The sequence below is a fragment of the Pseudomonas sp. Z5-35 genome, assembly GCF_051131945.1.
Classification (GTDB): Bacteria; Pseudomonadota; Gammaproteobacteria; order Pseudomonadales; family Pseudomonadaceae; genus Aquipseudomonas; species Aquipseudomonas marvdashtae.
This window is the reverse complement of record NZ_CP071640.1, coordinates 2440703-2454037: the sequence shown is the minus strand read 5'-3', so window position 1 is coordinate 2454037 and position 13335 is coordinate 2440703. Positions and strand designations below refer to the sequence as shown.

Sequence of the window (13335 nt, the reverse complement as noted above, 5' to 3'; positions counted from 1 at the left end):
TGATTACCTTCGTTACTTGGGCGCTTGAAACTGAGCCGGCATGTGGAATTCGTGCCCCCAGCTACTGTTGGTGGGGTAATGGGTCACGTGCCAGGTTTCGTCGTCGATCTGGATGCCGCCCCAACCGATTTCCACTGACCAACCAGACGGCGTCAGGACGTAGAACGAGAACATGTTGTCGTTAACGTGCCGTCCAAGGTCGATAAGGATGTGGGCGCCGGCTGCACGCGCGCGGCTATAGGCGAAACCCACTTCGTCGAGCGAGTTCATTTCGAGAAGAATGTGATGCAGGCGCGGGCCATGGGTTGGCGGCATGTCGACGATGGCGAGGGAGTGATGACGTTCGTTCACCCGCATGAACATCGCTTCGCAGTTGACGCCTGGAATGATCAATGAGTCGGTGCGCTTGAAGCCCAGCACCTTTTCGTAGAAGTCGATCTGAGCGCAGTACTGAGTGGTCGAGAGCACCAGATGCCCCAGACCTTGTTCCTGAGTCAGGAATGGGCGCGCACCGACCGGCGACACGAATGGCTGATTGGCAAGTATCGTCGGTCCGTAATGGGCTTCGATCAGCACACCATCGACATCCCGGAAGCGAATCATTTCCCGCACGGCTAGCGCTTGTGCAATCTCGCTGGGCACTTCTTCGAAGGGAATCCGCGCAGCGCGCAGCGCGTTACGCACGTTGTGTAGATCTTCGCTGCCGCGACATTCCCAACCGACGTAAGCGACATCATCATGATCGCCGGGGTGGATGACAATTCGACGCTGGTGGAGGTCGGCGCGCAATACCAACGTGCCATCTTCCAGTTCCTGACCAATTTGCAAACCCAACACCTCGGGCGCAAATTTCTTCCACGCACCGATATCACGTGTGGTGAATCCGATGTAGCCAAGGGTATCGATGCCCGACATGGTGGCTCCTCTACGCATCATTATTCTTGTACTGCGAGCCGCCTCGCTTGACGGCGTCTGGAGAAGAGTCTGCTGTATGGGTCAGCACCGGTCATTACCCGATTTACCGTTGTTCTTGATCATCTGTACGCGGGACGTGGTGCTACCAGAAAACCAAACCCGAGACGCAATCGCGCTCGGGAACAACTGGGTGCGCTCATTCCGCGGGTTGTCGAAGAAGTCGTTCGGCATTGGCAGAGCGGCGGTTGTTGGCGTATCAGCGTTAAGCGGGTAAAACCTGGGAGGCTGAAAATTCACGCTTCAGCGTCTATGGTAGATAGCTAATAACAAGATCCCAGTGAAGCCTCTTGGGCTTCACCGCTGATGGAGCCTTTCATGACCCTGCATGACACGCAGACGATCCCCAGCGAACTCGCGGCGTTCGTCAACGACCATTTTTCCGGGCGCGGCCTCAGGCCCGATGGGGTCATCGCACAGTCCTGGTACCGCAGCGTCGTGCAGCACCGGCTCGATCCGGGCGCGGCGAGCCGCAAGAATATCCTTGGCGCCGAGGACATCCGTCGTCACCAGGAACAGCATCAGCAATATCTTTCCATCGCCAGCCAGGGTGTGAACGGCCTGGCCCGGCGCGTGGTGCCCGCCGGCTTTGCCGTGCTGCTGAGCGACGAACACGGCATCACCCTCGATTCCCGGCTGCCCAGCCAGCACGACGCCTACACCCGCTCCGGGCTGGTGGTGGGCGCGCGGTGGGACGAGTCGGAGGTCGGCACCAACGGCATCGGCACGACCCTGGCGGCGGCGCAACCGCTGATCATTCACCGGGAAGAGCACTTCCTGGCGTCCAACTTCCGCCTGAGCTGCTCGGTGGCGCCGATCTTCGACGCTCAAGGCTTGTTGCGCGGTTGCCTGAATGCGACCTGCATGAACAACGAAGGTCCTCGGGAAAGCCAGTACCTCACGCTGCAACTGGTGATCATGTACGCACGCCTGATCGAGAACGCGCATTTTCGCCAGAGCTACCGCGACCGCCTGACCCTGTCCCTCAAACCCATCGATGAAATCGCCGACCTGGCCAACGAGCAACTGCTCGCCCTGGATGAAAGCGGTCGCATCATCGGGGCCAACCGTGCCGCGTTTGTCGCCTGGGATTTGGCCGACAATCCCAGATTGCTCGGCGCTCGCATCGACAGCCTGCTCCCAACCACGGTGGACGAACTGCTCCAGCTGACCAAGGGTGGCGCCCAGGGGGTGCGCTTGCGTGGCCTGCGTGATGAGGCCTTGCTGGACGTCGGCCTGCGCATCCCCTGCGAACAGCACCGCCCGCTGCCTGTCGCTCGCCCCGCCCTCCAGGCTCACCCGGACCTGCAGCAACTCGCAGGTAGCGATGCCCGGTTGCAACAGAACGTGCGGCGCCTGCGCAAGGTGATCGACAAGGGCATTGCGATCCTGATCACCGGCGAGACCGGCACCGGCAAGGAGGCCTTTGCCCGTGCAATTCACCATGCCAGCATTCGTCGCGCCGGGCCTTTCGTTGCGTTGAACTGCGCGGCTATCCCGGAGACGTTGATCGAGAGCGAACTGTTCGGCTATCGCGCCGGCAGCTTCACGGGCGCCAACCGGAAAGGCATGAAAGGCAAGCTGGAACTGGCAAACGGCGGCACCCTTTTTCTCGATGAGATCGGCGACATGCCTGCCCACCTGCAAACCCGCTTGCTACGCGTGCTGGCGGAGCGCGAGATCTCACCACTGGGGGCCGAGGCGCCGGTGACGCTGGATGTCCAGGTGATCTCGGCCACCCATCAGGATCTGCACAACATGATCGGCGAGAAGCGCTTTCGCGAAGACTTGTTTTATCGTCTCGCCGGCATGAACCTCGCGCTACCGGCCTTGCGCGAGCGCAGCGACCGAGCCGAGCTGATCGACACCCTGCTCGCAGCCCAGACCGGCGCCCGCGGCTTGCGACTGGACGCCGATGCCCGCCGATGCCTGTTCGATTACCCATGGCCCGGCAACATCCGCCAGTTGCTCAACAGCCTGCGTTACGCGGTGGCCCTGGCCGAAGACGGCGTGATCGATCTGGACTGCCTGCCTTGCGAATTGCTGGCACCACAGAGGCTGCCACTGCCCGGCAGCGCCCGACCATTGACCAGCAACCTGGGTGAACAACTCGGGGGCGAAGAGGCCCGTCACCTGCTGAGCACCTTGCGCCGACAACGCTGGAACATCAGCGCCACCGCCACCGAGCTCGGCGTTTCGCGTTCGACGCTGTACCGCAAGATGAAAAAGCACGGCGTCATCGCGCCTAACGATCAGCCCTGATGCTACTCGAAGGCTTTCGACAGCCCCGTGGCGAGGGAGCTTGCTCCCGCTCGGCTGCGAAGCAGTCGTAAACCAGCGGCTGCGGTGCATCTGATGCTCCGCGTTTCGCCAGGTTTGGGGTCGCTTCGCAACCCAGCGGGAGCAAGCTCCCTCGCCACGGGATGGCCGTTTTCCCTCGGACAGCATCAGGCGGGGCGCCGGCATTTTTTTAGGCCCAGGCCATGGATCAGATTTGTATGTAGACCACGTGGGTGTGGGTGTATTCATACAAACCGTGCTTGCCGTCCGCGCCACCAATGCCGGACTTGCGCGTCCCCGCATGGAAGCCCTGCATCGCTTCGAAGTTCTCGCGATTGATGTAGGTTTCGCCAAAATCCAGTTCATGACTGGCGCGCATGGCCGCGCCCAGGCTGCGGGTGTAGATCGATGAAGTCAGGCCGTATTCGCTGTCGTTGGCCAGGGCGATGGCTTCGTCCAGGTCATCGACGATCTGGATTGGCAACACCGGCCCGAAGATTTCCTGGCGCATGATCGCCATGTCGCTGCCACAGCCGGCCAGAACGGTTGGCTGGTAATGGAAACCCTGGCCCTTGTCGGCCACGGCGCCGCCAGTCACCACTTCGGCGCCCTGCCCCGTGGCGGTCTTGACCATCTGCGCGACCTTGTCCAGCGCGGCCTGATTGATCAGCGGCCCCATGTCCAGATCGTCTTCGGCCAGCGGGTCGCCGTACCGGGTCGCGGCCATCGACGCGGCAATCTGCTCGATGAACTGATCGGCGACCTTGCGTTCGACGTACACCCGCTCGGCACAGTTGCAGACTTGCCCGGTGTTGATCACCCGCGACGCGGTGACGGCCTTGACCGCCAGTTCCAGGTCGGCGTCCGCGAGCACGATAGCCGGCGCCTTGCCCCCCAGTTCCAGATTGAGCTTGGTGATGTTCGGCGCCGCCGCGGCCATTATCCGCGAACCGGTGCCGACGCTGCCGGTAAAGCTGATCAGATCGATGCCGGCATGGCTGGTCAGCTGATGCCCCACCGTCGCGCCCGTACCGCTGATCACGTTGAACACCCCGGCCGGCAGGTCGGTCTCGGCCACCAGGCGGGCAAACTCGAAGCAATTGATCGGGGTTTCTTCACTGGGTTTGATCACGATGGTGTTGCCGGTCACCAAGGCCGGCGCCATTTTGCGAGCGATCAGGAAGAACGGGAAGTTCCATGGCAGGATGCCAGCCACCACACCCAGGGGTTTGCGCAGCAGGAAGATGCTTTCGCCGACGCGGTCGCTGGTCAGCACCTCGCCTTCGAGACGCCGCGCCCATTCGGCCATGTAATCCAGGTAATCGGCGGTGAAATTGACCTCCACCCGCGCCAGCCCCAGCACTTTGCCCTGCTCGGCGGTGATGATGTGGGCGAGTCGTTCGGCGTTGTCGCGCACTTTGCTGGCAATCTTGCGCAGATAGGCGGCGCGTTCGATGGCCGGCCGCGCTGCCCAGCCTCTCTGCGCCTTGCGCGCCGCGGCGATAGCCGCTTCAACGTGCTCGCCGCTGGCTTCGGGCGCCCGCGCCAACAGTCGGTCGTTGGCCGGGTTGCGCACTTCGATGCTGGGGTCGCCGGGGACGAAGGCGTTGGCGATGAAGTGCTGGTAATCGATGATCTCGGTCATGTGCTTGCTCTCGCGGACAGTGTCAAAAACGATGCAGAGGCGGCCCCCCTGCGTCGCGGGCGTTCATTTGGCGCTGAAGGTTTTCCAGACGCCGCCTTCCTGCTGCAGGTCGTGGGCGCGCTTGATCAGGTATTGATGGATCTGCTCCACCTGTTCCGGCGTGAAGGCGTCGGCAAAGGACGGCATGCCGTCGGGCACTCGGCCACCGAAGAGAATGCCGAGGAACATCTGGTGTTTTTCCGGCGTCAGCTTGCGCAGGTCGGGCAACACGCCGCCGCTGACCGCATGGATGCCGTGGCACTGCGAGCAATAGCCGTCATAAAGTTTGCCGCCGGCGTCCACCGCGGCGGTGTCACCGGTCAATGGCGGCGGTTGCGGGGTGTCGGCAAGCGGTGCCGGCTCGTTGAGCTTGGCGGTGCCGCCTAGTTTGTAGGTCAACACCTGGGAAAACGGCCGGACCCCGGCGCGCAAGGACAAGGCACCGGCGAACGTCGAGAAGGCACCGCCCCAACCGGCCATGAAGGTGACGTATTGCTCACCGTCCACGCTGTAGGTCATCGGCGCGGCCATGACGCCACTGGCCGCTGGCTGCTCCCAGAGTTTCTTGCCGGTATCGGCGGCATAGGCGATCACCCGGCCATCGGCGCTGCCCTCGAACACCAGGTTGCCGGCGGTGCTCAAGGTGCCGCCGTTGAAAATCGTCACGTAGGGCACTTCCCAGGCCGGTTGCTGCTTGACCGGGTCCCAGGCGATGAGTTTGCCCGACCAGCCCTTGGCCATTTCCAGCAACCCATCGGCGTCCTCGGGCATCATCCCGGTGCGCAGGCCCAGTTGGTACATGCTCTTGAACGGGTTGCGCTTGGGCGCTTCGGGGATGTGTTCGTAATAGGCGGACATGATGTGCGCCGGGATGTACACCAGGCCGGTGTTCGGGTTGTAGGACATCGGCTGCCAGTCGTGGGCGCCCCAGAACGCGGGCGTGACCAACTTGCGCTTGCCGTCCTTCCAGTACGCGGCGTTCTCGTCATCGACGATCGGCCGCCCGGTCTTCATGTCCATGCCCTTGGTCCAGCTTTGCGGCACGATGCCCTTGGCCGACAGCAGCTCGCCCGTGGCGCGGTCGATCACGTAGAAGAACCCATTCTTCGGCGCCTGCATCAGGACCTTACGCGGTTTGCCGTTGATCGGCAGTTCCGCCAGGATCATGTGCTGGGTGGCGGTGTAGTCCCAGGCGTCTCCCGGCGTGGTCTGGTAATGCCAGGCGTACTCGCCCGTGTCGGCGTTGACGGCGACGATCGAGGACAGGAACAGGTTGTCGCCCTTGGCCTGGCTGCGCCATTTCGGGTCCCACAACGAGCCATTGCCCACGCCGATGTAAAGCAGATTCAGATCCGGATCGAACGCGAAGGAGTCCCAGGCCGTGCCGCCACCGCCTTGGGCAACGTAGGCATCGCCATGCCAGGTCTTGGCGGCGATGGCCATCGCCTTGTCTTCCGGCGGCAGCTTGGGGTCACCCGGCACCGTGAAGAAACGCCAGGCCTGCTTGCCGGTTTCGGCGTCGTAGGCGGTGACATAACCGCGTACGCCAAACTCGGCACCACCGTTGCCGATCACCACTTTGCCGTTGACCACGCGAGGGGCACCGGTGATGGTGTAGCTGCGCGTGTGATCGGCCCGGGTGTCCACCGACCAGGCGCGCTGGCCGGTCTTGGCATCAATGGCCTCCAGGCGACCATCGAGCACACCCACGTAGACCTTGCCCTTCCAGACCGCGACGCCACGGTTGACCGCATCGCAGCACGCCTCGCCGGCGCGGTTGCGGTCGGACTTGGGGTCGTACTTCCAGATCAGTTTGCCGTCGCGCGCATCCAGTGCGTAGACCACGGAGAACGGACCGGTGGTGTACATCACACCATCGACCACGATGGGCGTGGCCTCGACGCCCCGATCCAGATCGAGCTTGTAGCTCCAGGCGAGCCCCAGCTGGCCGACGTTCTGGTCGCTGATTTTCTTCAGGGGGCTGTAGCGCTGTTCGTCGTAGGTGCGACCGGTGCTCATCCAGTTACCGGGCTCCTGATCGGCGGCGATGATGCGCTTGCCGTCGACATTCGCTGGCATGTCCTGGGCCCAGCCCGGCGCGGCATTGAGGGTAAGGGCCAGCACGACAAATAGCGTCTTGAGCGGAACACGAAGGGGCGCGCTCCGAGAAGCAACAGGCACGGCGAGGCCAATCTGTGTCATGGGGGAACTCCTGATTCTTATTAGTAGCGAAGCCATTGCGCTGCGCACCAGGAGAGGAGCAACCCCCATGCCACCGTTTGAAGAATCGGTGCAGACCCCGTTTTACCGGGCTTTCAAGCCGGGTTACGGGTTGCGTCGACATGCGACAGTTGTCGCATTTGCCGCGACAGCTGTGCCACGCCTGCCACACCACCGCGCGGTTATGCCGAGGCCATGGAGGTTGCACACGATTCGTGAAGAAAGCGCTCACACGCTGCGCCCTGGCAGGAAGGATCGCTCGCTCTAAAATAGGCGCAACAATCAGAAGGAGCGCCAAGCGATGTTTGCCTCATTTGAATCGGGCCGATGCCAAGTCAACGGTATAACCGTCAACTACCGCACAGGTGGAAGCGGCCATGGCTTGCTACTGCTTCACGGGCACCCGCAGACTCACGTCATGTGGCACAAGGTCGCCGAGCCCCTGGCGAAATATTTCACCGTGGTCGCGGCGGATCTTCGTGGTTATGGCGATAGCGACAAACCGGCAAGCGACGCCGAGCACTTCACCTACTCCAAACGGCAGATGGCCCTGGACGGGTTGGGTCTCATGCGCGAACTGGGATTCGTAAAGTTTGACGTAATGGCTCACGACAGAGGTGCACGGGTGGCCTTTCGCATGGCGATGGACCATCCCGATGCAGTGAAGCGGTTGATCACCCTGGATATCGCTCCGACGCTGGCGATGTACGAACAGACCAATGAAGCTTTCGCCCGAGCCTATTGGCACTGGTTCTTCCTGATTCGCCCCGCGCCATTTCCCGAGACCCTCATCGAGACTGATCCAGAGCTGTACCTGCGTAGCGTCATGGGCGCTCGCAGCGCTGGCATGGCGCCTTTTACCGACTCAGCGTTCGCTGAATATCGGCGATGCCTGGCACTTCCTGGCGCCGCCCATGGTGTGTGTGAAGATTACCGAGCCAGTGCCAGTATCGATTTGGAGCATGACAAGAGCGATCTGCAAGCCGGGAAGAAACTTTCAACGCCATTGCTTGCGTTATGGGGGGCTGACGGCGCCGTGGGCCATTGCTTCGATCCGCTCGGCGAATGGCGAAAAGTAGCGACTGACGTGCGAGGAAAAGCGTTGCCGTCAGGGCATTACATTGCAGAGCAGGTGCCAGGGCTGTTGGTTGACGAGGCGCTTGAATTCCTGCTCCCATCGGTCCCCGGCGTCAGGTAAGTTCCTGCGGTCAAACGGGTTGCGGGCAGGCGCTCAAGGACCCGATTAACATCAACAGGACATAGCGGATCCAGCGATTAGCTTTTTTTCTCAACCAGGTGCATCCAATCCGCTTTCCAGAGGGTAGTACATGTAGCAGCCATTGAAGCCGCTGCGCTGATCAAATCCTCTGGAGAAGCTTGTATGAACGCTAAACGATTGTTCTGCATTGTCAGCACCGCACTGACTGCCGGCTGCTTGTTCGTCGCGATGCCTGCGGCTTACGCGCAAGCGGGCTTGCCCGAAAATATCAAGGTTCCGGCCGGGCATAAGATCGCGCTCGAAACCGCGGGAGTCGGCGAAATCACTTACGAATGCCGTGACAAGGCCAATGCCGCAGGGCAGACAGAATGGTTTTTTATCGGCCCTAAAGCACTACTGAACGATCGAAGCGGCAAGGCGATCGGTACTTATTTCGGCCCCCCCGCCACCTGGCAAGCCAACGACGGTTCCAAAATCACCGGCACACAATTGGCAGTAGCATCGGCCGGCCCCAAAGACCTCCCCTTGCAGCTGGTCAAGGCCAACCCCGCCGAAGGCGAAGGCGCAATGAGCGGGGTCAGTTACATCCAACGGCTGGCCGTCAAGGGTGGCGTAGCGCCGATGACTGAATGCTCCAGCGCCAACAAAGGCAAGCGCGAAGTGGTGAAGTATCAGGCTGACTATATATTCTGGGCTGCCCAATAGACCACGATCGACGGCCACTGCTCAGGGCAAAGTCGGCTACTCTACTCCCATGAAACCCCCTGGCCTGCGGGCTTGGGGTCATGTCGCTGCCAATGGCTGGAAACGTGTCCTTGCCCGAACCCTACTTTGACTATGAAGCCTGCCTTGCGGCATGCGCCCAAGGCGACCAGAAGGCGCTGCGCGTCCTGTACGACCAGGAAAGCGCACGCGTGATGGGCGTTGCCCAGCGAATCGTGCGCCATAACGCGTTGGCGGAAGACATCGTCCATGACGTCTTTATCAAGATATGGACCCGCGCCGCCAGTTTCGATCCGCGCAGAGGCTCGGCCCGTGGCTGGATATTCAGCATCACCCGGCATCTGGCGCTCAATGTGGTGCGCGATAACGCCAAGGAAATCCAGATCGACGAGCACAGCGAAATGGCCTTGGACGCTCTGGCGTCCGTCGAAGGGCCGGACAACGACACCTTCGATTACCAGGCCCGATCAGGTCGTATTTATACCTGCCTCGAACAACTGGAGCCGGCCCGGCGCAACTGCATCCTTCATGCGTACGTGGACGGTTATTCTCATTCCGAAATATCGCAGAAAGTGGGCGCACCGCTGGGAACCGTCAAGGCGTGGATCAAACGTAGCCTGGTGGCATTGCGGGAGTGCATGGGATGACGACGAGTGCCGAGGGTGATACCCCCGAAAACATCGAAGAACTGGCGAGCGAATATGTCCTGGGAACGTTGCCGGCCGAACAGCGCGAGCAGGTTCGACAGCGCCTGGCGCACGAACCCGCCTTGCGCACGGCCGTCGATGCCTGGGAGCAGCGTCTGGTTGCCTTGACCGAGCAGGCGGAACCGCAAACACCTGAGCCGCGTGTCTGGAGGCGCATCCAGAACAGCCTGAACAATCATGACCAGCGCGCGCCGGCTGCCGCACGGTCCACGTCCTGGTGGAATTTTCTGCCGTTATGGCGCGGGCTCGCCGGGGCCGGCATCGTTGCGACACTGCTGCTCGGAACGCTGTTGCTGACACGCACGACTGCAGTGAACCCAACCAGTTACCTCGTGGTGCTGGTAGCGCCGCAAGACCAGGCGCCAGGCTGGGTCATCCAGGCGACCGACTCCAGGAAAATCCAGCTGATACCGCTGGCAGTGGCCCACGTCCCCAGCGATAAGGCGCTGCAATTCTGGACGAAAGCGGACGACTGGCAGGCACCGGTATCCCTGGGCCTGGTCCAGCCTGGACAAACGCTGTCGGTCCCGCTCGATAAGCTACCGCCGTTGGAACCCCATCAACTGTTCGAACTGACGCTGGAAAGTGCCAATGGCTCGCCCACGGGGAAACCTACAGGACCGGTGCAATACATCGGCCGCGCCGTGAAGGTGCTTTGATGGTCTGTTGGGTGCCGGCATCGACGGCTTGCCTGACGGCCTGGCGGCGATCAAGCGTGGGATGCTTCGGCTGACTCACCTTGCAAGCCTCCTGACAACAAAAAAACAGATGTATTTGCCACGACAACATCATTAATCTTTGAGCATGATCAAAGAACTGAAAACATTCATTGCGGTGGCGAGAGAGGGAACCTTCGCCGCGGCCGGCAGCAAGATAGGGCTTACCCAGGCCGCTGTCAGTGCGCAAATGCAACGCCTTGAGGCGGAGCTCGGCGTCGAGCTGTTTGACCGCACAGGACGGTCAGCCCAGCTCAACCGAATGGGGCAACAGGTGTTGCTGCAAGGGCAGGACCTGGTCCGGCAGTTCCAGAATCTGGGCACGACAAACGTCGGCCTGCCCACCAGCGTCCTGGTAACGATTGGGGCGATTGCCTCCGTGCAACGCTCATTCCTACCGCAAGCGCTTGCTCACTTTCATCAGCAATTTGCGCAATGCAGGACACGTGTCATTCCGGGTCTTTCCATGGACCTGGTCAATCAGGTGGATGCCGGCGAAATCGACATGGCAGCGATCATCCGCCCGCCCTTCTCGCTTCAAAGTGACTTGCGCTGGACAACGTTGACACGTGAGCCCTATCGCCTCATTGTCCCGGCCGATATGCCGGGCGATGACTGGTCGGAGCTGGTTTCCACCCAGCCATTCATTCGTTACGACCGATCTTCTTTCGGCGGCCGGCAGGTAGACCGTTTCCTGCGACAAACCCATGTCGTATTGCATGAAGTGTGCGAGCTTGACGAGCTGGATGCGATCGTCAAGCTGGTGGCCAACGGCGTCGGCGTGGCCCTGGTGCCCGAAACCGCCACCCTTCAGGAATGGCCGGCAGAGGTCCGCGCCGTAGACCTGAAACAGCGCACGTTCCACCGCGATATCGGCCTCGTACACCGTGCCCGCCGCAGCCTCACCGAACCGGTAAAAGCGCTGGTCCAACTGATTACCGAGCTGGGTCTGAAGAAGCCTTGACGTCTCCCACGGCAACCAGACGATAAGCGCAGCCCGCTATCGGCAGTATTATTTCGCGAAGAGCTGACTCATGTCCTTGAACGCCTTGAACTCAAGCGCGTTACCGCAGGGGTCGAACAAGAACATGGTCGCTTGTTCACCGACCTGCCCCTTGAATCGAATGTAGGGCTCAATCACAAACTCGGTACCAAAGGACCTGAGACGCTCAGCCAGGGCCTCCCATTGCGCCCACTCAAGGACAATCCCGAAATGCGGAACCGGTACGTCGTGACCATCCACCGGGTTACTGTGGACGCTCTCTTGAGAAGCGGTCTTCGGGTGTTCGTGGATCACCAATTGATGACCGTAGAAGTCGAAATCGACCCATTGGCTGCTGGAACGCCCCTCGCAAAGGCCAAAGACCTCTGCGTAGAAGGTGCGAGCTGCAGCGAGGTCATAAACCGGGATTGCGAGATGGAAAGGAGAAAGACTCATCAGGACTCCGATACAGCTATTCATGGGTTCGTGAGATTGGGCATCGCACGCGTTGCCCAAGGTTTTGTGTAGGTGATTTATGCTAAAGCCGCACCAATCTGAAAAAAATCAATATAAATTTCTCAAAAACACAATTTTTATTTGTGCTCAAGTGCGTAAGCATTCAAAGGAGCTGTGACGTGAGTGTCGACATCGATTGCGTGGTGGTGGGTGCGGGCGTGGTAGGGCTTGCTGTCGCGCGCGAAATGGCCCGGGCCGGCAACGAAGTGCTGGTGATCGAAGCCGCAGGAGCCATCGGTATGGGCACAAGCTCGCGTAACTCGGAGGTCATCCATGCGGGGATCTATTACCCCCCCGGGAGTTTGAAAGCCCGACTCTGCGTCGAGGGCAGGCATGCGCTCTACGCCTATTGCGACGGCCACGGAGTCATTACGCGTCGAACGGGAAAACTGATCGTCGCCAACACTGACGCGCAAGTAGGCCAGCTCCAGGTATTGCTCCAGCGAGGGCGTGAGAACGGTGTGGATGATCTGCGCCTGCTTGATCGTCATCAGGCCACCGCTTTGGAACCGGCCCTTCAATGCATTGCTGCGTTGTATTCACCCTCGACTGGCATCGTTGATTCCCATGCGCTGATGTTGGCGTTGCAAGGGGATTGCGAGGCAGCCGGCACCTGCATCGCGTTCCATGCCCCATTACTCGCCGCGAAAGTGACCGCCGATGGTTTTCTCCTTGACGTCGGTGGGGAGGCCCCCATGGCGCTCGCCTGTCGCCGACTGATCAATGCGGCGGGCCTGCAGGCCCCGGCATTAGCCCGGCGCATCGCTGGATTGGCGCCCGACGCGGTGCCACGTGACTACTTGTGCAAGGGCAGTTACTTCAGCGTGTCAAAGCCTGTGCCCTTCACGCACCTGATCTACCCGGCACCGGAAGCCGATGGCCTCGGGGTGCACATGACTATCGATCTGGGCGGGCAGGCACGCTTCGGCCCGGACACCGAATGGATCGAAACCGAGGATTATCAGGTCGATCCGGCTCGCGCAGACGGCTTCTATCCAGCCATTCGCGATTACTGGCCGGGCTTGCCGGACGGCAGCCTGCAACCTGGCTATAGCGGGATTCGCCCGAAGATCTCGGCGCCTGGCGAGCCTGCCTGCGATTTCCTGATCAGCAGTCCGCGCGAGCATGGCGTTGCGGGGCTGATCAACTTATTCGGCATCGAGTCCCCCGGGCTGACGTCGTGCCTGGCCATTGCCAAGCATGTACGTGAGCTGATTGAGCGTTGAAGCGGCGCTACGTGACTACCATCAAGGGCATTAAGAACACAGCAGAATCAGGCGGCGGACAGCGTTCCTGCGCTGGCTTATCAGCGGAAC

General features: G+C 61.1%; 11 protein-coding genes. 7 read left to right on the top strand and 4 right to left on the bottom strand.

Features of this window, described 5'->3' with window-relative positions; genetic code table 11:
* Window positions 1-12 precede the first annotated feature (12 nt).
* Entirely contained in the window at window positions 13-915 is a 903-nt protein-coding gene (locus J3P95_RS11525) for a VOC family protein (protein WP_434577197.1), read from the bottom strand.
* Window positions 916-1290: 375 nt separating this feature from the next.
* Between J3P95_RS11525 and J3P95_RS11520 the strand changes: the two genes are divergently transcribed.
* Window positions 1291-3234 (top strand): sigma-54-dependent Fis family transcriptional regulator, encoded by a 1944-nt coding sequence (locus tag J3P95_RS11520; RefSeq protein WP_434563185.1) that lies wholly within the window; start codon window positions 1291-1293, stop codon window positions 3232-3234.
* Window positions 3235-3460: 226 nt separating this feature from the next.
* Here J3P95_RS11520 and aldA read toward each other — a convergent pair whose 3' ends face one another.
* Window positions 3461-4897 carry an aldehyde dehydrogenase gene (gene aldA, locus J3P95_RS11515; protein ID WP_434577199.1) on the bottom strand — a complete coding sequence of 479 codons (1437 nt, stop codon included), beginning with the start codon at window positions 4895-4897 and terminating at the stop codon, window positions 3461-3463.
* Window positions 4898-4960: 63 nt separating this feature from the next.
* Window positions 4961-7138 carry a PQQ-dependent dehydrogenase, methanol/ethanol family gene (locus J3P95_RS11510; protein ID WP_434577201.1) on the bottom strand — a complete coding sequence of 726 codons (2178 nt, stop codon included), beginning with the start codon at window positions 7136-7138 and terminating at the stop codon, window positions 4961-4963.
* Between the two features lie 319 nt (window positions 7139-7457).
* Here J3P95_RS11510 and J3P95_RS11505 point away from each other — a divergent pair, with 319 nt between their 5' ends.
* The 5 genes from J3P95_RS11505 (at window position 7458) to J3P95_RS11485 (ending at window position 11485) form a co-directional block, all read left to right on the top strand.
* On the top strand, window positions 7458-8354 hold the full coding sequence (locus J3P95_RS11505) for an alpha/beta fold hydrolase (protein WP_434577203.1): 897 nt from the start codon (window positions 7458-7460) through the stop codon (window positions 8352-8354).
* Between the two features lie 183 nt (window positions 8355-8537).
* Window positions 8538-9080 carry a DUF3455 domain-containing protein gene (locus tag J3P95_RS11500; protein WP_434563177.1) on the top strand — a complete coding sequence of 181 codons (543 nt, stop codon included), beginning with the start codon at window positions 8538-8540 and terminating at the stop codon, window positions 9078-9080.
* A gap of 110 nt (window positions 9081-9190) precedes the next feature.
* The gene (locus tag J3P95_RS11495; RefSeq protein ID WP_434577205.1) at window positions 9191-9745 is read left to right on the top strand and encodes a sigma-70 family RNA polymerase sigma factor; all 555 of its coding nucleotides are present in this window, start codon (window positions 9191-9193) and stop codon (window positions 9743-9745) included.
* Complete coding sequence (locus J3P95_RS11490) at window positions 9742-10464, top strand: anti-sigma factor (protein WP_434563173.1); 723 nt, start codon at window positions 9742-9744, stop codon at window positions 10462-10464. The genes J3P95_RS11495 and J3P95_RS11490 overlap by 4 nt, the downstream gene beginning before the upstream one ends.
* A 145-nt stretch (window positions 10465-10609) precedes the next feature.
* On the top strand, window positions 10610-11485 hold the full coding sequence (locus J3P95_RS11485) for a LysR family transcriptional regulator (protein WP_434577208.1): 876 nt from the start codon (window positions 10610-10612) through the stop codon (window positions 11483-11485).
* A 48-nt stretch (window positions 11486-11533) separates the two neighbouring features.
* On the opposite strand, the gene J3P95_RS11480 is transcribed toward J3P95_RS11485, so the two are convergent.
* Window positions 11534-11959, bottom strand: coding sequence for a VOC family protein (locus J3P95_RS11480; protein WP_434577209.1), 426 nt, complete (start codon window positions 11957-11959; stop codon window positions 11534-11536).
* A 179-nt stretch (window positions 11960-12138) separates the two neighbouring features.
* Here J3P95_RS11480 and J3P95_RS11475 point away from each other — a divergent pair, with 179 nt between their 5' ends.
* On the top strand, window positions 12139-13245 hold the full coding sequence (locus J3P95_RS11475; RefSeq protein WP_434577211.1) for an NAD(P)/FAD-dependent oxidoreductase: 1107 nt from the start codon (window positions 12139-12141) through the stop codon (window positions 13243-13245).
* The last annotated feature ends 90 nt before the right edge of the window (window positions 13246-13335 follow it).